The sequence below is a fragment of the Pseudomonas sp. stari2 genome (assembly GCF_040760005.1).
GTDB lineage: Bacteria > Pseudomonadota > Gammaproteobacteria > Pseudomonadales > Pseudomonadaceae > Aquipseudomonas.
Window position 1 is genome coordinate 2034678 of record NZ_CP099760.1, and the last position, 25736, is coordinate 2060413.

23 protein-coding genes are annotated in these 25736 nt (G+C 58.4%); 19 read left to right on the plus strand and 4 right to left on the minus strand.

Annotated features, from left to right (window positions below; genetic code table 11):
- Window positions 1-69: 69 nt before the first annotated feature.
- The 3 genes from NH234_RS09370 (at window position 70) to NH234_RS09380 (ending at window position 3118) form a co-directional block, all read left to right on the plus strand.
- The gene (locus NH234_RS09370) at window positions 70-921 is read left to right on the plus strand and encodes a glycine betaine ABC transporter substrate-binding protein (protein ID WP_085733705.1); all 852 of its coding nucleotides are present in this window, start codon (window positions 70-72) and stop codon (window positions 919-921) included.
- A 230-nt stretch (window positions 922-1151) separates the two neighbouring features.
- Complete coding sequence (locus tag NH234_RS09375) at window positions 1152-1463, plus strand: DUF485 domain-containing protein (protein WP_085733704.1); 312 nt, start codon at window positions 1152-1154, stop codon at window positions 1461-1463.
- On the plus strand, window positions 1460-3118 hold the full coding sequence (locus NH234_RS09380) for a cation acetate symporter (RefSeq protein WP_085733703.1): 1659 nt from the start codon (window positions 1460-1462) through the stop codon (window positions 3116-3118). The genes NH234_RS09375 and NH234_RS09380 overlap by 4 nt, the downstream gene beginning before the upstream one ends.
- Before the next feature lie 902 nt (window positions 3119-4020).
- Here the strand turns inward: NH234_RS09380 and gltA are convergent.
- The gene (gltA, locus tag NH234_RS09385; RefSeq protein ID WP_007959044.1) at window positions 4021-5310 is read right to left on the minus strand and encodes a citrate synthase; all 1290 of its coding nucleotides are present in this window, start codon (window positions 5308-5310) and stop codon (window positions 4021-4023) included.
- Between the two features lie 364 nt (window positions 5311-5674).
- Here gltA and sdhC point away from each other — a divergent pair, with 364 nt between their 5' ends.
- From sdhC to NH234_RS09445, 12 genes are all read left to right on the plus strand, one after another.
- Window positions 5675-6049 carry a succinate dehydrogenase, cytochrome b556 subunit gene (gene sdhC / locus NH234_RS09390; RefSeq protein ID WP_011333113.1) on the plus strand — a complete coding sequence of 125 codons (375 nt, stop codon included), beginning with the start codon at window positions 5675-5677 and terminating at the stop codon, window positions 6047-6049.
- A complete protein-coding gene (gene sdhD, locus NH234_RS09395) occupies window positions 6043-6411 on the plus strand; it encodes a succinate dehydrogenase, hydrophobic membrane anchor protein (RefSeq protein ID WP_085710546.1) in 369 nt (122 codons plus the stop codon). Before sdhC ends, sdhD begins: the two co-directional genes overlap by 7 nt.
- 3 nt (window positions 6412-6414) lie before the next feature.
- Window positions 6415-8187, plus strand: coding sequence for a succinate dehydrogenase flavoprotein subunit (gene sdhA, locus NH234_RS09400; protein ID WP_085710547.1), 1773 nt, complete (start codon window positions 6415-6417; stop codon window positions 8185-8187).
- Window positions 8188-8198: 11 nt separating this feature from the next.
- Window positions 8199-8903, plus strand: a complete 705-nt coding sequence (locus NH234_RS09405; protein WP_065260469.1) for a succinate dehydrogenase iron-sulfur subunit — start codon at window positions 8199-8201, stop codon at window positions 8901-8903.
- Window positions 8904-9177: 274 nt separating this feature from the next.
- Window positions 9178-12009 (plus strand): 2-oxoglutarate dehydrogenase E1 component, encoded by a 2832-nt coding sequence (locus NH234_RS09410; RefSeq protein ID WP_085732274.1) that lies wholly within the window; start codon window positions 9178-9180, stop codon window positions 12007-12009.
- A gap of 42 nt (window positions 12010-12051) precedes the next feature.
- Window positions 12052-13272 carry a 2-oxoglutarate dehydrogenase complex dihydrolipoyllysine-residue succinyltransferase gene (odhB, locus tag NH234_RS09415; RefSeq protein ID WP_085732275.1) on the plus strand — a complete coding sequence of 407 codons (1221 nt, stop codon included), beginning with the start codon at window positions 12052-12054 and terminating at the stop codon, window positions 13270-13272.
- A 97-nt stretch (window positions 13273-13369) separates the two neighbouring features.
- A complete protein-coding gene (gene lpdA, locus NH234_RS09420; RefSeq protein WP_085732276.1) occupies window positions 13370-14806 on the plus strand; it encodes a dihydrolipoyl dehydrogenase in 1437 nt (478 codons plus the stop codon).
- A gap of 199 nt (window positions 14807-15005) precedes the next feature.
- Window positions 15006-16172, plus strand: a complete 1167-nt coding sequence (gene sucC / locus NH234_RS09425; RefSeq protein ID WP_085732277.1) for an ADP-forming succinate--CoA ligase subunit beta — start codon at window positions 15006-15008, stop codon at window positions 16170-16172.
- A complete protein-coding gene (gene sucD / locus NH234_RS09430; RefSeq protein ID WP_085732278.1) occupies window positions 16172-17053 on the plus strand; it encodes a succinate--CoA ligase subunit alpha in 882 nt (293 codons plus the stop codon). The genes sucC and sucD overlap by 1 nt, the downstream gene beginning before the upstream one ends.
- A 330-nt stretch (window positions 17054-17383) precedes the next feature.
- Window positions 17384-18697, plus strand: coding sequence for a branched-chain amino acid transport system II carrier protein (gene brnQ, locus NH234_RS09435; RefSeq protein ID WP_085732279.1), 1314 nt, complete (start codon window positions 17384-17386; stop codon window positions 18695-18697).
- A 151-nt stretch (window positions 18698-18848) separates the two neighbouring features.
- Window positions 18849-19586: a DUF599 family protein gene (locus tag NH234_RS09440; protein WP_085732280.1), complete on the plus strand. Its 738-nt coding sequence runs from the start codon at window positions 18849-18851 to the stop codon at window positions 19584-19586.
- Window positions 19586-19987 (plus strand): MAPEG family protein, encoded by a 402-nt coding sequence (locus NH234_RS09445; protein WP_367256369.1) that lies wholly within the window; start codon window positions 19586-19588, stop codon window positions 19985-19987. Before NH234_RS09440 ends, NH234_RS09445 begins: the two co-directional genes overlap by 1 nt.
- Window positions 19988-20063: 76 nt before the next feature.
- Here NH234_RS09445 and NH234_RS09450 read toward each other — a convergent pair whose 3' ends face one another.
- On the minus strand, window positions 20064-20300 hold the full coding sequence (locus NH234_RS09450; RefSeq protein ID WP_085682944.1) for a hypothetical protein: 237 nt from the start codon (window positions 20298-20300) through the stop codon (window positions 20064-20066).
- A gap of 158 nt (window positions 20301-20458) precedes the next feature.
- On the opposite strand from NH234_RS09450, the gene NH234_RS09455 reads away from it, so the two are divergent.
- The 4 genes from NH234_RS09455 to NH234_RS09470 all read left to right on the plus strand — a co-directional run bounded on the left by NH234_RS09455 (window position 20459) and on the right by NH234_RS09470 (window position 24167).
- Window positions 20459-20935 (plus strand): PaaI family thioesterase, encoded by a 477-nt coding sequence (locus NH234_RS09455; RefSeq protein ID WP_085732282.1) that lies wholly within the window; start codon window positions 20459-20461, stop codon window positions 20933-20935.
- Window positions 20932-21384, plus strand: a complete 453-nt coding sequence (locus NH234_RS09460; RefSeq protein ID WP_367256370.1) for a PaaI family thioesterase — start codon at window positions 20932-20934, stop codon at window positions 21382-21384. The genes NH234_RS09455 and NH234_RS09460 overlap by 4 nt, the downstream gene beginning before the upstream one ends.
- 81 nt (window positions 21385-21465) lie before the next feature.
- Entirely contained in the window at window positions 21466-23370 is a 1905-nt protein-coding gene (gene htpG, locus NH234_RS09465) for a molecular chaperone HtpG (protein ID WP_367256371.1), read from the plus strand.
- Window positions 23371-23438: 68 nt separating this feature from the next.
- Window positions 23439-24167: a dienelactone hydrolase family protein gene (locus NH234_RS09470; RefSeq protein WP_085732283.1), complete on the plus strand. Its 729-nt coding sequence runs from the start codon at window positions 23439-23441 to the stop codon at window positions 24165-24167.
- A 42-nt stretch (window positions 24168-24209) separates the two neighbouring features.
- Here the strand turns inward: NH234_RS09470 and NH234_RS09475 are convergent, their stop codons facing one another.
- The gene (locus NH234_RS09475) at window positions 24210-25100 is read right to left on the minus strand and encodes a pirin family protein (RefSeq protein WP_367256372.1); all 891 of its coding nucleotides are present in this window, start codon (window positions 25098-25100) and stop codon (window positions 24210-24212) included.
- A 61-nt stretch (window positions 25101-25161) separates the two neighbouring features.
- On the minus strand, window positions 25162-25578 hold the full coding sequence (locus NH234_RS09480; RefSeq protein WP_085732285.1) for an OsmC family protein: 417 nt from the start codon (window positions 25576-25578) through the stop codon (window positions 25162-25164).
- Window positions 25579-25736: the final 158 nt, after the last annotated feature.

A 25736-nucleotide genomic window follows, 5' to 3' on the forward strand; every position in this document is an offset into this window, starting at 1 on the left:
GCTGTGCACCATAACAATACGTTGACGATGCCCGGCATCCGTCGGGCGCAGCATTTCGGGGAAGTAACGATGAAGATGCGACGACTTTTAGGCGCAGGTGCCGCTCTGGTGCTTGCGATGAGCTCCACTTTCGCCAGCGCTGAAAAACAGACCCTGAACATCGGTTACGTTGACGGCTGGTCCGACAGCGTCGCGACCACCCATGTGGCGGCCGAGGTGATTAAACAAAAACTTGGCTACGACGTGAAACTCCAGGCTGTCGCCACCGGGATCATGTGGCAGGGCGTTGCCACCGGCAAACTCGACGCCATGCTGTCGGCCTGGCTGCCGGTGACTCACGGCGAATACTGGGCGAAGAACAAGGATCTGGTCGTCGATTACGGCCCGAACTTCAAGGACGCGAAAATCGGCCTGATCGTGCCCGAGTACGTCAAAGCCAAATCCATCGAAGACCTGAAAACCGACGACAGCTTCAAGAATCGCATCGTCGGCATCGACGCCGGCTCAGGCGTGATGCTCAAGACCGACCAGGCGATCAAGGATTACGGCTTGACCGGTTACACCCTCAAGGCCAGTTCCGGCGCCGGCATGATCGCCGAGCTGACCCGCGCCGAGAAAAAGAACGAATCCATTGCCGTGACCGGTTGGGTGCCGCACTGGATGTTCGCCAAGTGGAAACTGCGCTTCCTCGACGACCCGAAAGGCGTGTATGGCGCGGCTGAAACCGTGAACAGCATCGGCAGCAAGGAGCTGGAGGCCAAGGCGCCGGAAGTGGCGAAGTTCCTGAAGAACTTCCAGTGGGCCTCCAAAGACGAAATCGGTCAGGTCATGCTGGCGATTCAGGACGGTGCCAAACCTGAAGCCGCCGCAAAGGACTGGGTCGCCAAACACCCGGACCGCGTGGCTGAATGGACCAAGTAATATAAGTCGAAGCGTCTAGTCTGCGCTTCCCAGGGCCGCCCGGCATCACCGCCGGGCGGCCTTTTTTATGTCGCTTCTTTTTATAAGGGATGTTGGTCGTTTTCGAGCGGTCTGGAAATTGGCAAAAACGCCATGGCGTTCTACTACTAAGGTCGTCTGGAAGCCGGCTCGCAGCCGCATACAGTGGATACGTTCCAAAAATAAAAATCTGTGCTGCGAGGATAAAAACAATGAACGACAGCATTTACCTCTCTATTCAGAACAGCCCGCGCTTCAAGGAGCTGGTGAAAAAAAGGGAAAGGTTCGCCTGGATACTCTCGGCGATCATGCTAGGGCTCTACTCCGGTTTCATTCTGCTGATCGCGTACGGGCCGCAACTGCTCGGGACCAAGATCAGTGCCGGTTCATCGATCACCTGGGGCATCCCCATCGGTGTCGGGCTGATTGTCTCGGCCTTCATCCTGACCGGTATCTACGTGCGCCGCGCCAATGGCGAGTTCGACGACCTGAACAATGCGATTCTCAAGGAGGCTCAGCAATGATCCGGCGTCTACTGGCTCTTTTGAGCATCGCAGCGTTCGCTCCAGCCGCCTGGGCTGCTGACGCCCTGACTGGCGAAGTCCACAAACAACCGCTCAACGTTTCCGCGATCGTCATGTTCGTGGTGTTCGTCGGCGCGACTCTGTGCATCACTTACTGGGCGTCCAAACGCAACAAGTCGGCTGCCGACTACTATGCGGCGGGCGGCAAGATCACCGGTTTCCAGAACGGTCTGGCAATCGCCGGTGACTACATGTCGGCGGCATCCTTCCTGGGGATTTCCGCGCTGGTGTTCACCTCCGGCTACGACGGCCTGATCTACTCGATCGGCTTCCTGGTGGGCTGGCCGATCATTCTGTTCCTGATCGCCGAGCGTCTGCGTAACCTGGGTAAATACACCTTTGCCGACGTGGCGTCCTACCGCCTCGGGCAGACCCAGATCCGCACACTGTCTGCCTGCGGTTCGCTGGTGGTGGTGGCGTTCTACCTGATCGCGCAAATGGTCGGTGCCGGCAAGCTGATCCAGCTGCTGTTCGGTCTCGACTACCACGTTGCGGTGATTCTGGTCGGTATCCTGATGTGCCTGTACGTGCTGTTCGGCGGCATGCTGGCGACCACCTGGGTGCAGATCATCAAGGCGGTGCTGTTGCTGTCCGGTGCCTCGTTCATGGCGCTGATGGTGATGAAGCATGTCAACTTCGACTTCAACACCCTGTTCTCCGAGGCCATCAAGGTTCACGCCAAGGGTGAAGCGATCATGAGCCCGGGCGGTCTGGTAAAAGACCCGATCTCGGCATTCTCCCTGGGGCTGGCACTGATGTTCGGTACCGCCGGCCTGCCGCACATCCTGATGCGCTTCTTCACCGTGAGCGACGCGAAAGAAGCCCGTAAGAGCGTGCTGTATGCGACCGGTTTCATCGGCTACTTCTACATCCTGACCTTCATCATCGGCTTCGGCGCGATCCTGCTGGTCAGCACCAACCCGGCCTTTAAAGATGCGGCGGGCGCACTGCTCGGCGGCAACAACATGGCGGCGGTACACCTGGCGAACGCCGTGGGCGGCAGCGTGTTCCTCGGCTTCATCTCGGCGGTGGCGTTCGCGACCATCCTGGCGGTAGTGGCCGGCCTGACCCTGGCGGGTGCTTCGGCGGTGTCTCACGACCTGTACGCCAGCGTGATCAAGAAGGGCAAGGCCAACGAGAAGGATGAAATCCGCGTTTCGAAGATCACCACCGTCGCGCTGGGCGTCTTGGCTATCGGCCTGGGCATCCTGTTCGAAAGCCAGAACATTGCGTTCATGGTTGGCCTGGCGTTCTCCATTGCGGCGAGCTGCAACTTCCCGGTGCTGCTGCTTTCGATGTACTGGAAGAAGCTGACCACTCGCGGTGCGATGGTTGGTGGCTGGCTGGGGCTGGTGAGTGCGGTGGGGCTGATGATTCTTGGTCCGACCATCTGGGTCCAGATCCTGCACAACGAGAAGGCGATCTTCCCTTACGAGTATCCTGCGCTGTTTTCGATGATCATTGCGTTCATCGGCATCTGGTTCTTCTCGGTCACCGACAAGTCGGCGGCGGCTGAGAACGAGCGTGCGCTGTTCTTTCCGCAGTTTGTGCGTTCGCAGACTGGGTTGGGGGCTAGTGGGGCGGTTTCGCACTGAGGCTTCTAGGTTGAATATGTAGGTTGAGTTGGATGGAAATGCCCTGGTCGAGAGATTGGGGCATTTTTTTGTGGGCGGTTATCGGACTTTCTTTGGGTGGTTTTGGTTTGTGTGTATATCCGTTGCTGCGGTAACGGCTTCTTAGGGTTTCGCCCTTACGGCGAGTCACCTTTTCCAAACGCCGAAAAGGTAACCCAAAAGGCTTTACCCTGACGTACGGCCCTCGCTGTGGCTCGGGTTCCTTCGCTCCGGGATCGATCCGGGGGCATCGCCTACGGTTTGCTTCGCTGCACCTCCTCTCGATGCATGCGGCTGCGCCGCACGGTCGCTGCGCTCCCACCCCCGGATCAATCCCTCCACTCAGCCTGCCGACGGGCCCTGCGATCAAAAGCGGTACTCGAGCTAACGCTCATCGTTTTGAGTGGGGGGGGGCGGGGCGTGTTTGGCTTTTGCGGCGGGGTTGGCTGAGAGGGCTAGGGAGAGGGGCTCTTGATCTGGCTTTTGCTCTGGCTCTGGATCTGCTTTTGATCTCCAGCCCCTTCGGCAGGCCGAGCGGAGGTGTCCATCAGGGGGTAGGCGCGCAGCGCCGTGCGGCGAAGCCGCATACATCGAGAGGAGGTGCAGCGAAGCAAACCGTAGGCGATGCCCCCTGATGGACACCGTAGCGAGGGAACACTGAGCCTAAGCGAAGTGCCGTACGCCGGGGCAAAAGCCTTTTGGTTCCTTTTTGGCGTTTGAAAAAGGGACTCGCTGTAAGAGCGAAACCGCCAGCGGCAGCACCCGAAGCAACGGATATACACCCAATCCAAAGACCGCGAAAACCCGCAAAAACGAAAAAACGGCCCCCATTCTCATGGAGGCCGTTCCCGGTACAACGCTAAGAGGCTATCGCAAGACAGCCCTTATTTGCGGTCTTCCAGCTTGGTGATATCCCGCGACTCGTAACCAGTGTACAACTGGCGCGGACGGCCAATCTTGTACGGGCTGGAAAGCATTTCCTTCCAGTGCGAAATCCAGCCGACAGTACGTGCCAGGGCGAAAATCACGGTGAACATGCTGGTCGGAATGCCGATCGCCTTGAGGATGATCCCCGAGTAGAAGTCGACGTTCGGGTACAGCGAGCGCTCGATGAAGTACGGGTCGGTCAGGGCGATCTCTTCCAGGCGCATGGCCAGTTCGAGTTGCGGATCGTTCTGGATGCCCAGTTCTTTCAATACTTCGTCGCAGGTCTGCTTCATGACAGTCGCGCGAGGGTCGCGGTTCTTGTAGACGCGGTGACCGAAGCCCATCAGCTTGAACGGGTCGTTCTTGTCCTTGGCCTTGGCGATGAACTTGTCGATGTTCGAGACATCGCCGATTTCATCGAGCATGGTCAGCACGGCTTCGTTCGCACCGCCGTGGGCAGGGCCCCAGAGTGCGGCGATACCGGCGGCGATACAGGCGAACGGGTTCGCACCCGAGGAGCCCGCCAGACGCACGGTGGAGGTCGAAGCGTTCTGCTCGTGGTCGGCGTGGAGGATGAAGATCCGGTCCATGGCCTTGGCGAGTACCGGGCTGATCGGTTTGATCTCGCACGGGGTGTTGAACATCATGTGCAGGAAGTTTTCCGCGTACGACAGATCGTTGCGCGGGTACATCATGGGTTGGCCCATGGAGTACTTGTAAACCATCGCGGCCAGGGTCGGCATCTTGGCAACCAGGCGGATCGCGGAGATTTCGCGATGCTGCGGGTTATTGATGTCGAGGGAGTCGTGGTAGAAGGCCGAGAGGGCGCCGACTACACCACACATGACGGCCATCGGGTGGGCGTCACGGCGGAAGCCGTTGAAGAAGGTTTTCAGCTGCTCGTGAACCATGGTGTGGTTCTTCACGGTGCCGACGAACTGGGCCTTCTGTTCTGCGGTTGGCAGTTCGCCGTTCAGCAACAGGTAGCAGGTTTCCAGGTAGTCCGACTTTTCAGCCAGCTGTTCGATCGGGTAGCCGCGGTGCAGCAGGATGCCGTTGTCGCCATCGATATAGGTGATCTTCGATTCGCAGGAAGCGGTCGACATGAAACCGGGGTCGAAAGTGAAGCGGCCCGTGGCCGTGAGGCCCCGAACATCGATTACATCGGGACCAACGGTGCCGGTTAAAATGGGCAGCTCGACGGGGGCTGCGCCCTCGATGATCAACTGCGCTTTTTTGTCAGCCATGTGGCCTCCTATTTATGCTTGAAATCATCAGACAGACCCCCCACGCAGGGCCCGCACCACTATAGTGAGATAAATTCGAATGTCAATTTGCCTAAAGTCTTGCTCCAGAAGGCTTTAACCGCACTTTTTCCTCGAAATTGCCTGCCATTTACGCCTTTTATACAACTTGTGCAATCAGCTATTGGAGGTAGGCGATTGCGTTGTCATTAGTAGCCTAACTGTCTATACTCGGCGACCGACCGCCAAGGGCTTTTGGGCTTGCTTTCATTGGGGGTCGCATCCCTGGGTGGTGGTTACCTGACCAGTGCACTCCCCAACAACTTTGCCCTGATTGTTAGGGGCTCTTCAGTGTGAAAAAAAAGCCGTGAAAAGCCAACGACCTGTAAACCTAGACCTAAGGACCATCAAACTCCCCATCACCGGCGTTACGTCGTTTCTTCACCGTGTTTCCGGCATCATCCTCTTCCTGGGCCTCGGCATCATGCTTTATGCATTGGGCAAATCCCTGGGTTCCGAGGAAGGTTATGTCGAGGTGAAGGCATGCTTGACCAGCCCGCTGGCCAAGTTCGTAGCATGGGGCCTCCTGTCCGCTCTGCTGTATCACCTGGTTGCCGGTGTGCGCCACTTGATCATGGACATGGGCATCGGTGAGACGCTGGAAGGCGGCCGCCTGGGCTCGAAACTGATCATCGCCGTTTCCGTGGTGCTGATCGTTCTGGCAGGAGTTTGGATATGGTAACCAGCGTTACAAACCTTTCGCGTTCGGGCCTCTATGACTGGATGGCACAGCGTGTGTCTGCGGTCGTTCTCGCGGCTTATTTCATTTTCCTGATCGGCTACCTCGCCGCTCACCCGGGCATCGGCTATGAACAATGGCATGGCCTGTTCGCCCACAACGGAATGCGTATCTTCAGTCTGCTGGCACTGGTTGCCCTGGGCGCTCACGCCTGGGTCGGCATGTGGACCATCGCGACCGACTACCTGACGCCGATGGCGCTGGGCAAGTCCGCGACTGCAGTACGTTTCCTTTTCCAGGCAGTATGCGGCGTCGCGATGTTCGCTTACTTCGTCTGGGGTGTGCAGATTCTCTGGGGTATCTGATTCATGGCTAACATTCCAACGATTTCTTTCGACGCCATCATCATTGGTGGCGGCGGTGCCGGCATGCGCGCTGCGCTGCAGCTGGCACAGGGCGGTCACAAGACTGCCGTGATCACCAAGGTCTTCCCGACCCGTTCGCACACTGTATCCGCCCAGGGCGGCATCACCTGCGCCATCGCGTCGGCCGACCCGAACGATGACTGGCGCTGGCACATGTACGATACCGTCAAGGGCTCCGACTACATCGGTGACCAGGACGCTATCGAATACATGTGTCAGGAAGGCCCGGCTGCCGTTTTCGAGCTGGATCACATGGGTCTGCCGTTTTCGCGTACCGAAACCGGTCGTATCTATCAGCGTCCGTTCGGCGGTCAGTCGAAGGATTACGGTAAAGGCGGGCAGGCTGCCCGTACCTGCGCCGCTTCCGACCGTACCGGTCACGCGCTGCTGCACACCCTTTATCAGGGCAACCTGAAAGCCGGTACTACGTTCCTGAACGAGTACTACGCTGTCGATCTGGTCAAGAACGACGCAGGCGACTTCGTCGGTGTGATCGCAATCTGTATCGAAACCGGTGAAACCACCTACATCCGCGCCAAGGCCACCGTGCTGGCGACCGGCGGTGCAGGCCGTATCTACGCATCCACCACCAACGCCCTGATCAACACTGGTGACGGCGTCGGCATGGCTCTGCGTGCTGGCGTGCCGGTACAAGACATTGAAATGTGGCAGTTCCACCCGACCGGCATCGCCGGCGCCGGTGTACTGGTTACCGAAGGTTGCCGTGGTGAAGGTGGTTACCTGATCAACAAGCACGGCGAGCGTTTCATGGAGCGTTATGCTCCGAACGCAAAAGACCTTGCCGGTCGTGACGTGGTTGCCCGCTCGATGGTTAAAGAAATCATCGCCGGCAACGGTTGCGGTCCGAATGGCGACCACGTAATGCTCAAACTCGACCACCTGGGCGAGGAAGTGCTGCACAGCCGTCTGCCAGGCATCTGCGAACTGTCGAAGACTTTCGCGCACGTTGACCCGGTGGTTGCTCCGGTTCCGGTTGTTCCGACCTGCCACTACATGATGGGCGGCGTTGCCACCAACATTCACGGCCAGGCAATCACCCAGAACGCCGAAGGCGTGGACCAGATCATTCCTGGTCTGTTCGCCGTAGGTGAAGTGGCTTGCGTATCGGTTCACGGCGCCAACCGTCTGGGCGGCAACTCGCTGCTCGACCTGGTGGTCTTCGGTCGCGCTGCCGGCCTGCACCTCGAGAAAGCTCTGACTGACGGCATCGAATACGATGACGCCACCGAAGCCAACATCGAAGCTGCCCTGGCACGCCTGAGCGCGCTGAACAACCGTACCGATGGCGAAGACGTCGCTACCCTGCGTCGCGAGCTGCAAAGCTGCATGCAGAACTACTTCGGTGTATTCCGTACCGGCGAATACATGCAGAAGGGTATTGCCCAACTGGCCGATCTGCGCAAGCGCATCGCCAACGTGAAGATCAACGATAAGTCGCAGGCGTTCAACACTGCACGTATCGAAGCGCTGGAACTGCAAAACCTGCTGGAAGTGGCTGAAGCTACCGCCATTGCTGCCGAAGTACGTAAAGAGTCCCGCGGCGCTCACGCCCGTGAAGACTTCGAAGACCGTGACGACGAAAACTGGCTGTGCCACACCCTGTACTTCCCGGGTGAGAAACGTGTCGCCAAGCGTGCCGTGAACTTCTCGCCGAAGACTGTTCCGACTTTCGAACCAAAAGTCCGGACTTATTAAGGGTGACCGCCATGTTGAAAGTCAGTGTTTATCGTTACAACCCTGATCAGGACGCTGCGCCGTTCATGCAGGAATTCCAGGTCGATACCGGTGGTAAGGACCTGATGGTGCTGGACGTGCTGGCCCTGATCAAAGAGCAGGACGAAGGTTTCTCCTATCGTCGCTCCTGCCGTGAAGGTGTCTGCGGCTCCGACGGCATGAACATCAACGGCAAGAACGGCCTGGCGTGCATCACGCCGCTGTCCGCTGTCGTCAAAGGTAACAAGCTGGTCATCCGTCCTCTGCCAGGTTTGCCGGTTATCCGTGACCTGGTCGTCGATATGAGCATCTTCTACAAGCAATACGAGAAGGTTAAGCCATTCCTGCAGAACGACACGCCGGCTCCAGCCATCGAGCGTCTGCAGTCCCCTGAAGAGCGTGAAAAACTCGATGGTCTGTACGAGTGCATCCTGTGCGCCTGCTGCTCGACCTCTTGCCCGTCCTTCTGGTGGAACCCGGACAAATTCCTGGGTCCAGCTGCACTGCTGCAAGCGTACCGCTTCCTGGCAGACAGCCGTGACACCAAGACATCCGAGCGTCTGGCGTCCCTCGATGACCCGTTCAGCGTCTTCCGCTGCCGGGGCATCATGAACTGCGTCAACGTATGTCCGAAAGGCCTGAACCCGACTAAGGCCATCGGTCACATCCGTAACATGCTGCTTTCGAGCGGCGTGTGATTCAGAAGCTGTAACTGCCGCTGTAAAAAGCGGCAGCGCTGTACCCGTAGAGGGCTTAGGCGCGGGCTTCAACCCGCGCCATGGCTATAACCAGAGCAGCAGCCATAAGCTGCGGCTCTTATTTTGAAGAAATGAGACAAGCAGGGGCATCCGGGCTGGTACCCGGACTATCAGTGTGATCCTAAGTGGCTTGTTTTGGTCGCTGCATTCGGACTTCTGCAAGTTTGCTCGGTGTCGACACCGATGGTGTTCCCCTAACCGAGGGTGACCAAGCATGCAAGAAAGCGTGATGCAGCGCATGTGGAACAGCGCCTACCTTTCAGGTGGAAACGCTGCCTATGTGGAAGAGCTTTATGAGCTCTACCTGCACGACCCTAACGCTGTGCCAGAAGAGTGGCGCACCTACTTTCAGAAGCTGCCCGCCGACGGCGGCTCTGCCACCGATGTTTCGCACTCCACAATTCGCGATCATTTCGTGCTGCTGGCAAAGAACCAGCGCCGCGCCCAACCGGTTTCCGCCGGCAGCGTGAGCAGTGAGCACGAGAAGAAGCAAGTTGAAGTGCTGCGATTGATCCAGGCCTACCGTATGCGTGGCCACCAGGCAGCCCAGCTTGACCCGCTGGGACTGTGGCAGCGTCCTGCACCTGCAGACCTGTCGATCAATCATTACGGCTTGACCAATGCCGATCTTGATACGACCTTCCGTGCCGGCGACCTGTTCATCGGCAAAGAGGAAGCGAGCCTACGCGAAATTCACGAAGCGTTGCAGCAGACATATTGCCGCACCATAGGCGCTGAATTTACGCACATCACCGATTCCGAGCAGCGCCAGTGGTTCCAGCAGCGTCTGGAAAGCGTACGTGGCCGTCCGGAATACTCCGCCGACATCAAGAGCCATCTGCTCGAGCGCGTGACTGCCGGTGAAGGCCTGGAAAAATACCTGGGTACCAAATACCCGGGCACCAAGCGTTTCGGTCTGGAAGGCGGCGAAAGCCTGATTCCGATGCTCGATGAACTGATCCAGCGTTCCGGTTCCTACGGCACCAAGGAAGTCGTCATCGGCATGGCCCACCGTGGCCGTCTGAACGTGCTGGTCAACACCTTCGGCAAGAACCCGCGCGAGCTGTTCGACGAGTTCGAAGGCAAGAAGAAGGTCGAGCTGGGTTCCGGTGACGTTAAATACCACCAGGGCTTCTCGTCCAACGTGATGACCGCCGGCGGTGAAGTTCACCTGGCCATGGCGTTCAACCCGTCCCACCTGGAAATCGTTTCCCCGGTGGTTGAAGGTTCGGTGCGTGCCCGCCAGGACCGTCGCAACGACGCGACCGGCGAAAAGGTGCTGCCGATCTCCATCCACGGTGACGCGGCATTCGCCGGTCAAGGCGTGGTGATGGAAACCTTCCAGATGTCGCAGACCCGCGGTTTCAAGACCGGCGGTACCGTGCACATCGTGATCAACAACCAGGTCGGTTTCACCATCAGCAACCCGCTGGACTCGCGTTCCACCGAGTACGCCACCGACGTTGCGAAGATGATCCAGGCGCCGATCCTCCATGTGAATGGCGATGATCCGGAAGCCGTATTGTTCGTGACCCAGCTGGCCATCGACTACCGCATGCAGTTCAAGCGTGACGTAGTGATCGACCTGGTCTGCTACCGTCGTCGCGGCCACAACGAGGCCGACGAGCCAAGCGGCACCCAGCCTCTGATGTATCAGCAGATCACCAAGCAGCGCACCACCCGTGAGCTGTACGCTGATCGTCTGACCCAGGCCGGTGTGCTGGACGCAGAGCGTGTTCAGGCGAAAGTCGACGAATACCGCAACGCGCTGGACAACGGTCTGCACGTAGTGAAATCGCTGGTCAAAGAGCCGAACAAAGAGCTGTTCGTGGACTGGCGTCCGTATCTGGGCCACGCCTGGACTGCGCGTCACGACACTCGCTTCGATCTGAAGACCCTGCAGGAACTGTCCGCCAAGCTGCTGGAAATTCCAGAAGGCTTCGTGGTTCAGCGCCAGGTCGCGAAGATCTACGAAGACCGTCAGAAGATGCAAGCCGGCGGCCTGCCGATCAACTGGGGTTACGCTGAAACCATGGCGTACGCGACCCTGGCATTCGAAGGTCACCCGATCCGCATGACCGGTCAGGACATCGGCCGCGGTACGTTCTCGCACCGTCACGCTGTTCTGCACAACCAGAAAGATGCCGGCACCTATATTCCGCTGAAACACCTGTACGAAGGTCAGCCACGCTTCGACCTGTACGACTCGTTCCTGTCGGAAGAAGCGGTACTGGCGTTCGAATACGGTTACTCGACCACCACGCCGAACGCGCTGGTGATCTGGGAAGCCCAGTTCGGCGACTTCGCCAACGGTGCACAGGTTGTTATCGACCAGTTCATCACCAGCGGCGAGCACAAGTGGGGCCGTCTCTGCGGTCTGACCATGCTGCTGCCGCACGGCTACGAAGGCCAGGGCCCTGAGCACAGCTCGGCGCGTCTTGAGCGTTACCTGCAGCTGTGCGCCGAGCACAACATTCAGGTGTGCATGCCGACCACGCCGGCCCAGATCTACCACTTGCTGCGCCGTCAGGTGATCCGCCCGCTGCGCAAGCCGCTGGTAGTGCTGACTCCGAAGTCTCTGCTGCGTCACAAACTGGCAATCTCGACGCTGGAAGATCTGGCCGAAGGTTCGTTCCAGACCGTTATCCCGGAAATCGATGCACTGGACCCGAAAAAGGTCGAGCGCGTGGTTCTGTGCAGCGGCAAGGTCTACTACGACCTGCTGGAAAAACGCCGTGCCGAAGGCCGCGAAGATATCGCCATCGTGCGTATCGAGCAGCTGTACCCATTCCCTGAGGACGACTTGAAAGAAGTCCTGGCTCCTTACACCAACGCCAAAGCGGCTGTCTGGTGCCAGGAAGAGCCGATGAACCAGGGCGCCTGGTACTGCAGCCAGCACCACCTGCGTCGCAGCATCAGCAACCTCAACAAATCTCTCGTACTCGAGTACGCGGGCCGTGAGGCTTCTGCTGCACCTGCATGTGGTTACGCATCGATGCACGCCGAGCAGCAGGAAAAACTGCTGCAAGACGCGTTTACCGTTTAACGCCTTCGCGCACCTGAAACCGAATTTAAGGAACCACAGACAATGGCTATCGAGATCAAAGCCCCCACTTTCCCGGAATCGGTTGCCGATGGCACCGTTGCCACCTGGCACAAACAACCGGGCGACGCCGTCAAGCGTGACGAGCTGATCGTCGACATCGAAACCGACAAAGTCGTACTGGAAGTGCTGGCTACCGCCGACGGCGTGCTGGGCGCGATCGTCAAGGGCGAGGGCGACACCGTCCTGTCCGACGAAGTCCTGGGCTCCATCGTTGAAGGCGGCGCTGCTGCCGCTGCTCCGGCTGCCGCTGCTGCTCCGGCCGCTGCTGCCGCTGCCCCGGCTGCTGCCGGCGCTGACGAAGATGCGATCGCTGCTCCGGCTGCTCGCAAGCTGGCCGAAGAAAACGGCATCAACCTGGCTTCCGTAAAGGGCACTGGCAAAGACGGCCGTGTGACCAAGGAAGACGTGGTTGCTGCTGTTGAAGCCAAGAAAGCCGCTCCGGCTGCTGCGCCGAAGGCCGCTGCTCCGGCCGCTGCCGCTCCTGTGTTCGCTGCTGGCGACCGCGTCGAGAAGCGCGTTCCGATGACCCGCGTTCGTGCCACCGTTGCCAAGCGTCTGGTTGAAGCCCAGTCGAACATGGCGATGCTGACCACTTTCAACGAAGTCGACATGACCGAAGTCATGGCCCTGCGTTCGAAGTACAAGGATCTGTTCGAGAAGTCCCACAACGGCGTACGCCTGGGCTTCATGTCGTTCTTCGTGAAGGCTGCCACCGAAGCGCTGAAACGCTTCCCGGCGGTCAACGCTTCGATCGACGGCAACGACATCGTTTACCACGGTTATGCCGACATCGGCGTTGCTGTTTCCAGCGACCGTGGCCTGGTAGTTCCGGTTCTGCGTAACGCCGAACACATGAGCCTGGCTGAAATCGAAGGCGGCATCGCCACCTTCGGCAAGAAAGCCCGTGACGGCAAACTGTCGATGGACGAAATGACCGGTGGTACCTTCACCATCACCAACGGTGGTACCTTCGGTTCGATGATGTCGACCCCGATCGTCAACCCGCCGCAGGCAGCGATTCTGGGCATGCACAACATCATCCAGCGTCCGATGGCCATCAACGGTCAGGTCGTTATCCGTCCGATGATGTACCTGGCACTGTCCTACGATCACCGTTTGATCGATGGCAAAGAAGCTGTGACTTTCCTGGTGACCATCAAGAACCTGCTGGAAGATCCGGCTCGTCTGTTGCTGGATATCTGATAGAAGCGGCCATGAGCTGCAGGTTTCAGGCTGCCGGAAACGGCAGTCTGGCTTGCAGCTTGCGGCTTGAAGCTTTTCGCTAAAGAGGATTTTTTGAATGTCGCAGAAATTTGACGTAGTAGTGATCGGTGCGGGCCCTGGCGGCTACGTGGCAGCTATCAAGGCCGCGCAACTCGGCCTGAGCACTGCCTGCATCGAGAAGTACACCGATGCTGAAGGCAAGCAAGCCCTGGGCGGCACCTGCCTGAACGTAGGCTGCATTCCTTCCAAGGCGCTGCTGGACAGCTCCTGGAAATACAAGGAAGCGAAAGAGAGCTTCAACGTCCACGGTATCTCGACCGGCGAAGTCAAAATGGACGTCGCTGCGATGGTTGGCCGCAAGGCTGGCATCGTCAAGAACCTGACCGGTGGCGTTGCCACCTTGTTCAAGGCCAACGGCGTTACTTCGATCCAGGGCCACGGCAAACTGCTGGCCGGCAAGAAAGTCGAAGTCACCAAGCCGGACGGCTCGGTTGAAGTCATCGAAGCTGAAAACGTCATCCTGGCTCCGGGTTCGCGTCCGATCGACATTCCACCGGCTCCGGTTGATCAGAAAGTCATCGTCGATTCGACTGGCGCTCTGGAATTCCAATCCGTACCTAAGCGTCTGGGCGTGATCGGCGCTGGCGTGATCGGTCTGGAACTGGGTTCGGTATGGTCGCGTCTGGGTGCAGAAGTGACTGTCCTGGAAGCTCTGGACACCTTCCTGATGGCAGCGGACACCGCTGTTTCCAAGGAAGCGCTGAAAACCCTGACCAAACAAGGTCTGGACATCAAGCTGGGCGCTCGCGTAACCGGTTCGAAAGTGAACGGCGACGAAGTCGTTGTGAACTACACCGATGCCAACGGCGAACAGACCATCACCTTCGACAAGCTGATCGTAGCCGTTGGTCGCCGTCCGGTGACCACTGATCTGCTGGCTGCCGACAGCGGCGTGACCCTGGACGAGCGCGGTTTCGTGCACGTTGACGATCACTGCGCTACCACCGTACCGGGCGTCTTCGCCATCGGTGACGTGGTTCGCGGCATGATGCTGGCTCACAAGGCCTCGGAAGAGGGCATCATGGTTGTCGAGCGCATCAAGGGCCACAAGGCTCAGATGAACTATGACCTGATCCCTTCGGTTATTTATACTCACCCGGAAATCGCATGGGTTGGTAAAACCGAGCAGGCCTTGAAAGCTGAAGGCGTTGAAGTTAACGTCGGCACCTTCCCGTTCGCAGCATCCGGCCGTGCCATGGCCGCCAACGATACCGGTGGTTTCGTCAAGGTCATCGCCGATGCCAAGACTGACCGCGTATTGGGCGTGCACGTGATTGGCCCGAGCGCTGCAGAACTGGTTCAGCAGGGCGCGATCGGTATGGAATTCGGCACCAGCGCTGAAGACCTGGGCATGATGGTTTTCTCCCATCCGACCCTGTCTGAAGCCTTGCACGAAGCCGCTCTGGCAGTGAATGGCGGCGCCATCCACATTGCCAACCGCAAGAAGCGTTAAGACACAATAAGAAACCACGGCGGTTCGGCCCGTCGTGAGCCTTGCGTGCAAGACTCACCGCGGAATGTCCGCTGGACGCAGCCTTGCGTAGCTGCACCGGGTATCCGGAAAGGCTACGCAAGCAGCAGTCACAGGTGGCGCGGCACTCATCAAGAGCGCAGCGCCGAATGCGCAGTACCTAACGAAGACGGTAAAAAGCATGAATCTTCACGAGTATCAGGGTAAGCAGCTGTTCGCTGAATACGGCCTGCCAGTTTCCACTGGTTATGCAGTAGACACCCCGGAAGCAGCAGCAGAAGCTTGCGACAAAATCGGCGGCAACGAGTGGGTTGTCAAAGCCCAGGTCCACGCCGGTGGTCGCGGTAAAGCGGGCGGCGTAAAGCTGGTTCGCAGCAAAGAAGACGCCAAAGCCTTCGCACAGCAGTGGCTGGGCAAGCGTCTGGTGACTTACCAGACTGATGCCAATGGCCAGCCAGTCACCAAAATCCTGGTTGAATCGTGCACTGATATCGCTAAAGAGCTGTACCTGGGCGCTGTCGTTGACCGTTCGAGCCGTCGCATCGTGTTCATGGCTTCCACCGAAGGTGGCGTGGACATCGAGAAAATCGCTCACGACACTCCAGAAAAAATTCTGAAAGCCACTATCGATCCACTGGTTGGCGCTCAGCCATTCCAGGGTCGCGAGCTGGCATTCCAGCTGGGTCTGGAAGGCAAGCAGGTTGCCCAGTTCGCCAAGATCTTCGTAGGTCTGGCCAAGCTGTTCAAGGATCACGACCTGGCTCTGCTGGAAGTGAACCCGCTGGTGATCAAGGCTGACGGCGATCTGCACTGCCTGGACGCCAAGATCAACATCGACGCCAACGCAATGTACCGTCAGCCTAAGCTGAAGACTTTCCACGATCCGTCGCAAGACGATCCGCGCGAAGCGCACGCTGCCAAGTTCGAACTGAACTATGTAGCGCTGGAAGGCAACATCGGCTGCATGGTGAACGGTGCCGGCCTGGCCATGGGTACCATGGACATCGTCAACCTGCACGGCGGCAAGCCAGCCAACTTCCTCGACGTAGGTGGCGGTGCTACCAAAGAACGCGTTACCGAAGCATTCAAAATCATTCTGTCCGACACCAATGTCGCTGCAGTACTGGTTAACATCTTCGGCGGCATCGTTCGTTGCGACATGATTGCCGAAGGCATCATCGGTGCAGTGAAAGAAGTCGGCGTGAAAATCCCGGTTGTTGTTCGTCTTGAAGGCAACAACGCTGAACTGGGCGCTAAAGTACTGGCAGAGAGCGGTTTGAACATCATCGCTGCTACCAGCCTGACCGACGCTGCTCAACAAGTCGTTAAAGCTGCGGAGGGCAAGTAATGAGCGTCCTGATCAATAAAGACACCAAAGTTATCTGCCAGGGTATTACCGGTTCGCAAGGTAGCTTCCACACCCAGCAAGCCATCGAATACGGCACCAAGATGGTTGGCGGCGTAACTCCGGGCAAAGGCGGCACCGAGCACCTGGGTCTGCCAGTGTTCAACACCGTGAAAGACGCCGTAGCTGCCACTGGCGCCACCGCCAGCGTGATCTACGTTCCGGCTCCTTTCTGCAAGGACTCGATCCTGGAAGCAGCTTTCGGCGGCATCAAGCTGATCGTCTGCATCACCGAAGGCATTCCTACTCTGGACATGCTGGACGCTAAAGTTAAGTGCGACGAACTGGGTGTAATCCTGATCGGCCCTAACTGCCCAGGCGTAATCACCCCAGGCGAATGCAAGATCGGCATCATGCCAGGTCACATTCACTTGCCAGGCAAGGTCGGTATCGTTTCCCGTTCCGGCACCCTGACCTACGAAGCTGTCAAGCAGACTACTGACGCCGGTTTCGGTCAGTCGACTTGCGTCGGCATCGGTGGTGACCCGATCCCGGGTTCGAACTTCATCGACATCCTGAAACTGTTCCAGGAAGACCCGAAGACCGAAGCGATCGTGATGATCGGCGAGATCGGCGGTTCGGCTGAAGAAGAAGCGGCTGCCTACATCAAGGCTCACGTGACCAAGCCGGTTGTTTCCTACATCGCAGGTGTGACTGCTCCTCCGGGCAAGCGCATGGGCCATGCTGGCGCAATCATCTCCGGCGGCAAAGGCACTGCAGACGAGAAATTTGCTGCTCTGCAAGACGCAGGCGTGAAAACCGTGCGTTCGCTGGCAGACATCGGCAAGGCCCTGGCCGAGCTGACTGGTTGGACTGTCAAGTAAGCCTCGCGCTTAGCTGACGCTTTACCAAACAAAGGCCACCTTCGGGTGGCCTTTGTCGTTTCTGATGTTCGGTTTGACGATGGCGATTTATAGGCACCTGCCCAATTACATGCGAAAACGCGACACAGACACGTCGCGTATCGGATAGTTCGCCCTCAAACAGTGCGTTTGTCAGACAAATTCGTTAGGCTAGCAGCCATTTTTGCGTCTGCCGCCCACAAGGCATGCAACGCGCTAAACGGGTCAGTCCCATACGGATTGACAGCATTTCCCTAACCCCACAGGGAAATCCCCCTCTAAATTCCGATTCAGTAGTGTGGTATTTCCTTAATGAAAGTTTTGAAAGGTCAGGACATCCTGGCACTTGGCTTTATGACATTCGCCCTGTTCGTCGGGGCCGGCAACATCATCTTCCCGCCTATCGTCGGTTTGCAGTCCGGACCCAACGTCTGGATGGCGGCGCTGGGCTTCCTGATCACGGCGGTCGGTCTGCCGGTGATCACCGTAGTCGCGCTGGCCAAGGTCGGCGGAGCGATGGATTCTCTGAGCAGCCCGATCGGCAAGATTGCCGGTGGCGTGCTGGCTGCGGCTTGCTATCTTGCGGTCGGCCCATTGTTCGCAACGCCGCGTACCGCGACTGTGTCGTTCGAAGTAGGCCTGGCACCGCTGACTGGCGAAAGCCCGCTGGCGCTGTTCCTCTACAGCTCGGTGTACTTCCTGCTGGTGTTCTTCATCTCGCTCTATCCGGGTCGTTTGCTGGATACCGTAGGACGCTTCCTCGCGCCGCTGAAGATCATCGCCCTGGCGGTACTCGGCATTGCTGCGTTTGCGCTGCCGGCGGGTGATATCGGTGTGGCTACTCCGGAATACGTCGCGGCACCGTTCTCTCAGGGCTTCATCAATGGTTACCTGACCATGGATACCTTGGGCGCTCTGGTGTTCGGCATCGTCATCGTCAACGCGATCCGCTCCCGTGGCGTCGAGTCGCCTGCGCTGATCACCCGTTACGCGATCATCGCCGGACTGATTGCCGGCGTCGGTCTGGCGCTGGTGTATGTCAGCCTGTTCCGTCTGGGTTCCGGCAGCCATGAAGTGGCCGCTGGCGCTACCAACGGCGCGGCGGTGCTGCACGCTTACGTGCAGCATACCTTCGGTTCGCTGGGCAGCGGTTTCCTTGCGGTGCTGATCTCCCTGGCGTGTCTCGTAACTGCGGTTGGCCTGACCTGCGCTTGTGCCGAGTACTTCAGCCGCGTGTTGCCACTGTCCTACAAGACGCTGGTGATCATCCTGGCTGCGTTCTCGCTGCTGGTGTCCAACCTGGGCCTGACCAAGCTGATCGCGTTCTCGATCCCGGTACTGACCGCGATCTACCCGCCATGCATCGTGCTGGTGGCCCTGAGTTTCTGCGCTGGGTTCTGGCATGAGCAGAGCCGCATCATGGGCCCGGTGATGCTGGTGTCGTTCGTATTTGGCACCATCGATGCGTTGAAAGGTGCCGGTCTGGCGGACTGGATGCCATCGCAACTGGCCCACCTGCCGCTGAGCGAGCAGGGTCTGGCGTGGCTGGTGCCGTCGGTCATGACCCTGGTGGTCGCCGTGGTTTGCGATCGCCTGCTGGGCAAGCGCGCCGAAGCCCTGGCATAAGATTGCCCGGCCGCCACAAGCGGCTTCCGAGCGATTAAACAGAAATGCCCCGTATCAATCGATACGGGGCATTTTTTATGGGCGTGAGGCAGTGTCTTTTTCCCTGAGCTAACGTCGAAGGGTTGCCGAAATCTTCATCACAGGGAATTGCATGTCATTCATCCAAGCCAATCAGATCCACTTGTTTGCCGCGCTCTGGTTCGTCATCTGCTGGGGCGGTTACACCCGTTATGCCACCTGGAAGGGCCGTGACACGGCGTGCCTGGCCAGCGTGTTGCACCTGTACCGCGAAGACTGGATGCGCCGCATGTTGCTGCGTGACAACCGCATCGCCGACACCAGCGTGATCGGCAACCTTGAGCGCAACGCCTCGTTCTTCGCTTCCAGCACGCTGATCATCCTGGCGGGCATTCTCACCGTGCTCGGCGCATCGGAACGTGCGGTGTCGTTGCTGGCGGATATTCCGATGGTGCAGCAGGCTTCCCAGGGCATGTCGGAAATCAAGTTGCTGTGCCTGGCGCTGGTGTTCGTCTACGCCTTCTTCACGTTCAGCTGGTGCATGCGCCAGTACAACTTCGCGGCGATCCTGATCGGCTCGGCGCCGATGATCGGCGAGCGACACGTGTCCGAGCAGGAGCGCAAGGCGTTCGCTTCGCGGGCGGCGCGGGTGATTTCAATGGCAGCCAACCAGTTCAACTTCGGTCTGCGTTCCTATTACTTCGGCATCAGCATGCTGGCATGGTTCGTCAGCCCGTGGCTGTTCATGCTGATGAGCGCGGGCGTGGTGCTGGTGTTGTATCGCCGCGAGTTTCATTCCGACGTACTTGATGTAATGGTCTATACCCCTACAGAGGCGCCATTGCCCGAAACGATCAAAGAGGCCGCTTGATGAGTATTCCGTTCTGGTGTGTGTTTATCAGTGCGTTGTTGATCTACGTGGCACGTATACCGGTGGGCAAGGCCATGAAAGAGCAGGGTGGTTACAACAACCACTTGCCGCGTCAGCAACAGGCGCAACTCACCGGCTACGGCGCCCGGGCACTGGCGGCACATCAGAACAGCATTGAAGCGTTCATCCTGTTTGCCGTTGGTGTGCTGATGGCGCATACCACGCAAACGGCGGGGTGGTTGATCGATACATTGGCGATCATCTTTGTGATCGCACGGGTTCTCTATCTGTGGTTCTACCTGGCCGATATTCCCAAGCTGCGCAGTCTGGTCTGGCTGGTCGGATTAGTATGTTCATTGTTGCTGATGATTAGTCCGACTTTTAGAACCGCAATGCTCTAACAAGGCATTACCAAAAAATGACAGGCAAAAAAAACCCGCACTTGGCGGGTTTTCTTTTTTGCCATCGAGAAGCGGCTTATTGCTTCTTGGCAGCTTCGTCTGCAGCGGCTGCGTTCGATTCGGCCTGATCTTTGGCGGCTTCGGCGTTTTCTTTCGCCGCGTCGTTCACTTTATCCTGAGCTTCATTCATTTTCTGCTGAGCTTGTTCAGCATGTTGGTTGGCATCTTGAGCTTTGTCCTCGGATTTTTTATCGCAGGCTGCGAGACCGAGGGAAGCGGTCAACATCAAGGCAATAGCTAAAGTCTTACGCATGGGGTGTTTCTCCTTATGGAAAATAACTACTGGCCTTAAGAGCGCAGCCCCAAGGGTTAAGTTCCTCATTTCTCTCAGATATATAAGTTTGTTTTGCAATGGAACTTTTGCTGTTCTTTCCACTACCGGGAACAATGACTGACAAGAGTAATGATCAAATGGCCGAAAACCCTGTTTTTGAGCGCGCGACCCGCTTTCTCTCGGCCCTGCGCCACTGCCAGGTACTGGGATTGAAAGTGCACAGCGCCAGCAGCGAAGGCCTGACGGTGGTCTTGCCGTACAGCGCACAAATCGTTGGCAACCCGCTGACCGGCGTGGTCCACGGCGGGGCGATCACGTCGCTGATGGACACCGCCTGCGGCATGGCTACCTTGTGCGTGCTGCCGGAATTCGAAGTCTGCCCGACCCTGGATTTACGCATCGACTATATGCACGCCGCCGAACCGCACAAAGACGTCTACGGTTTCGCCCAGTGCTACCGGGTCACCACCGACGTGATCTTCGCCCGGGGCTTCGCCTATCAGGACGATCCCGAGCACCCCATTGCCCATGTCGTCGGAACGTTCATGCGCATGGGCAAGGGACTCAAAGGTACCAAAGGCTTTGGTGGCGCGATCAAGGGAGAAAACCCATGAGCGATGATTTCAAGCAGCAACTGCAAGAAGCCCACGAGAAGGGTGACTACGCTCCGCTGCTGAAGCTGATTCCCTATGCCGGGTTGATCGGTGTCGAGTGTTCGCGAGTCGGTGATGACCTGCTGTTCAAGTTGCCGGCGAACAGGGACAACATTGGTAACCCTTTATTGCCCGCGATTCACGGTGGAGTCATTGCCGGGTTCATGGAGTTGTCCGCTGCCCTGCATCTGTTGATTTTCACCGGTGCGCCCGGTGTGCCGAAGATCATCGACTTTTCCCTCGATTACCTGCGGGCCGGGCAGTTTCGCGATACCTGGGCATGTTGTCAGGTCTGCCGTCAGGGGCGGCGGGTGGCCAATGTCGCGGTCACGGCCTGGCAAAGCACCGAGAGCGAGCCGATTGCCACCGCCCGCGCCCACTTCAAAATCGACGAGCCCTTGAAATCCTGAACACCGCCCCCAACTCAGTGAACAACCCGCCGCAGGCCATTTGGGTCGCGGCCAATGCCATCTGATTGGAGTTTGATGACCATGAGTGTGGAAACTCAAAAGGAAACCCTGGGCTTCCAGACCGAGGTGAAGCAACTGCTGCACCTCATGATCCATTCGCTGTATTCCAACAAGGAAATCTTCCTTCGCGAATTGATCTCGAACGCCTCCGACGCCGTCGACAAATTGCGCTTCGAAGCCCTGGCCAAGCCTGAGTTGCTCGAAGATGGCGCTGAACTGAAAATCCGTGTGAGCTTCGACAAGGACGCCAAGACCGTCACCCTCGAAGACAACGGTATCGGCATGAACCGTGACGATGTGATCACCCACCTGGGGACCATCGCCAAATCCGGCACCGCCGATTTCATGAAAAACCTGTCCGGCGATCAGAAGAAGGATTCGCACCTGATCGGTCAGTTCGGTGTCGGTTTCTATTCTGCGTTCATCGTTGCCGACAAAGTTGACGTGTACAGCCGTCGCGCCGGCACCGCTGCCAGCGAAGGCGTGCATTGGTCGTCGAAAGGTGAGGGCGAATTCGAAGTCGCCACCATCGACAAACCAGAACGCGGCACCCGCATCGTCCTGCATCTGAAAAAAGGTGAAGACGAATTCGCCGATGGCTGGCGTCTGCGCAACATCATCAAGAAATACTCCGACCACATCGCGCTGCCGATCGAGCTGCCGAAAGAAGTGGCCGCTGCCGAAGGCGAAGAGAAACCTGAAGTTGAATGGGAAACCGTCAACCGCGCCAGCGCCCTGTGGACCCGTCCTCGCACCGAAGTGAAGGATGAGGAATACCAGGAGTTCTACAAACACATCGCCCACGACTTCGAAAATCCGCTGTCGTGGAGCCACAACAAGGTCGAAGGCAAGCTTGAGTACAGCTCGCTGCTGTACGTACCGGCCCGTGCCCCGTTCGACCTGTACCAGCGTGAAGCGCCGAAAGGCCTGAAGCTGTACGTGCAACGCGTGTTCGTGATGGATCAGGCCGAATCGTTCCTGCCGCTGTACCTGCGCTTCATCAAGGGCGTCGTTGATTCCAACGACCTGTCACTGAACGTGTCGCGGGAAATCCTGCAGAAAGACCCGATCATCGACTCGATGAAGTCGGCGCTGACCAAACGCGTGCTGGACATGCTGGAAAAACTGGCGAAGAACGAGCCTGAACAATACAAGGGCTTCTGGAAAAACTTCGGTCTGGTCATGAAAGAAGGCCCGGCAGAAGATTTCGCCAACAAGGAAAAAATTGCCGGTCTGCTGCGTTTCGCATCGACCACCGAAGGCGACGGCGAGCAGATCGTCGGTCTGGCCGACTATCTGGCTCGTGCCAAGGAAGGTCAGGACAAGATCTACTACCTCACCGGCGAAACCTACGCGCAGGTCAAGAACAGCCCGCACCTGGAAGTCTTCCGCAAGAAAGGCATCGAAGTGCTGCTGCTGACCGACCGTATCGACGAGTGGCTGATGAGCTACCTGAGCGAATTCGACGGCAAGAGCTTTGTCGACGTCGCCCGTGGTGACCTGGATCTGGGCAACCTGGACTCGGAAGAGGACAAGAAGGCCGCAGAAGAAGTCGCCAAGTCGAAGGAAGGTCTGGTCGAGCGCCTGAAAACCGCGCTGGGCGAATCCGTTGCCGAAGTCCGCGTTTCCCATCGCCTGACCGATTCGCCAGCCATTCTGGCCATCGGCGAGCAGGACCTGGGTCTGCAAATGCGTCAGATCCTCGAGGCCAGCGGGCAGAAGGTGCCGGATTCGAAGCCGATCTTCGAATTCAACCCGACTCACCCGTTGATCGCAAAGCTCGACAATGAGACCAGCGAAGAGCGTTTTGGCGACCTGTCGCACATCCTCTTCGACCAGGCCGCCCTGGCGGCGGGTGACAGCTTGAAGGACCCGGCCGCTTACGTGAGCCGTCTGAACAAGCTGCTGGTTGAGCTGTCGGCTTGATCGAACTGTAGAAAAACCCGCTTCGGCGGGTTTTTTCATTCTGGTATTCAACCCATCAGGAGTCAGAAATGAGCCAAGTCACTGTACGTTCCGTGGTCTATCAGATCGATGGCCAGCCTTATGAAGGCCGATTGGCGTTCGACGCCGAGCACAAAGGCGCGCGTCCGGGTCTGTTGATGGCACCGAACTGGATGGGCGTCAGCGCTGGCGCGGAAGAGATCGCCAAAACCGTGGCGGCCAAGGGTTATGTCGTTCTGATCGCCGACGTGTACGGGCAAGCCGTGCGTCCGCAGAATGGCGATCAGGCTGGCGCGGCGATGATGCCGCTGAAGAATGACCGTGCGCTGCTGCGCAAGCGTATGCAGGCAGCCTTCGAACAGTTGCAGAAGCAAGGCGAAGCCGCAATCGATACCTCGAAACTGGCGGTGTTCGGTTTCTGCTTCGGCGGTTGCTGTGCACTGGATCTGGCCCGTACCGGTGCAGCGGTCAAGGCTGCCGTGTCGTTCCACGGCACGCTTGATTCGCCGAACCCGGCGGATGCGAAGAACATCAAGGGCTCGGTGCTGGTGTTGCACGGTGCTTCCGATCCGCTGGTACCGAAAGAGCAACTGCCGGCATTTGAAGACGAGATGAATGCGGCTGGCGTGGACTGGCAGTTGCTGAGCTACGGCGGCGCGGTGCACTCGTTCACCGATCCGCACGCCAATGTGCCGGGCAAAATGATGTACGACGCGAAGACCGCTGCGCGGGCGTTCAAGTCGATGCATGACTTGCTGGAAGAAGTGTTCAAGGGCTGATTCGGTTGAAAGCACTCCCACGCCTGGCGTGGGAGTGCTCGTTTACAGCGGTGTCGGCTCGCTACGGGATTTCGGCAATTCGATCCGCTCGACTTCCCCCGGCACTGTCGGCCAATCCCCGGCCGCCCATTTGCGCCGGGCCTCATCGATAGCCGCCGGGTCGCTCGCGACGAAATTCCAGTTGATCCGCCGTGGCCCGTCCAGTGGCGCGCCGCCGAACACCACGGCATGACTGTCGCTCTCGGCGAACAGACTCATCTCTTCCCCGGCTGGCAACACCACCAGCGCATGGGGTTCGACTGTTTCGCCATTCAATTGCACATCACCACTCAACACATACAGCGCCCGTTCTTCATGTTCGGTCGGGATCAGCAGGGTGGTCGCGGTTTGCATCTTCAACTCTGCATACAGCGTCGGAGAAAGTACCGGCACCGGCGATTCCAGGCAAAAGCCTGACCCGGCAATCATGCGGATCTGCACGCCGAGGTTATCGCTGACCGGCAATGTCGACGCCGGGTGATGGCTGTAATGCCCGGGACCTTGTTCGTGATCCTTGGGCGAGGCGAGCCAGATCTGCAGCCCGTGCATCTTGAAGCTTTGTTCCCACAGCGGTTCGGGCGTGCGCTCGACATGGGCAATCGCGCTGCCCGCCGTCATCCAGCTGACATCGCCAGCGCTGACGACTTGATCGGAGCCGAGGCTGTCCTTGTGCTGGATCTGCCCCTCAAACAGATAGGTCAGGGTCGACAGGCCGATGTGCGGATGCTGTCGGATGTTCATCCCTTTGCCAGCGGGATAAACCGTTTCAAGCATGTGGTCGAAAAACACGAAGGGCCCGACACTGCGGCATTTGGCTGACGGCAGCGGGCGCAGAATCGGCTGGCCTTCGACATCTTCGGCGCGCGGGCGGATGATCAGGGGGTGGGTGTCCATGGTCCATTCCAGGCTGAGCGGGTGATGCGTGGAGCATAACCCGCCGGTGTCGTGATGGTGATTACTGGCTGTCGAAGCCTTGTGGGGCGTGGGTTTCGATGGTGACTTCGCTGGTGGTCATCAGTTTGTGAATCGGGCAGCGATCGGCGACGCGCAGCAGCTCTTCACGCTGGGCATCGGTGAGCACGCCTTTAAGTGTCAGGGTCACGTGCAGGGCGTATTTGCCTTTCTGTTCCTGGCTGTTGTCGCGTTTGACTTCGACACCGACACCAGTGAGCGGGATGTCTTTTTTCTTTGCATACAGCTTCAACGTCAGGGCCTTGCACGCTCCGAGGGCGGCGTCGAAATAATCGTGGGGTTCAGGCGCGGAGCCTTCGCCGCCGGCAGTCGTCGGGACGTCGGTAAACAGTTCGTGCTCATCGATCTGTACGGTGTGACGGAAACCTTCGGCGGAGATGGTATTGACGGTGACGGTCATGTGAACCTCGCAAGCAGTAGGAAAAGTCATTCGATCAAATAAGACCTTGCAGGTATAGAGCATTCCCGCAGGGGCGCGTTCCACTTTCTTGCAGGTGCGCGGCAGGGCGACAGGTTATGCCGTTGAGTCGAAGATTACTTGTGTCGGTGTTTCACCTT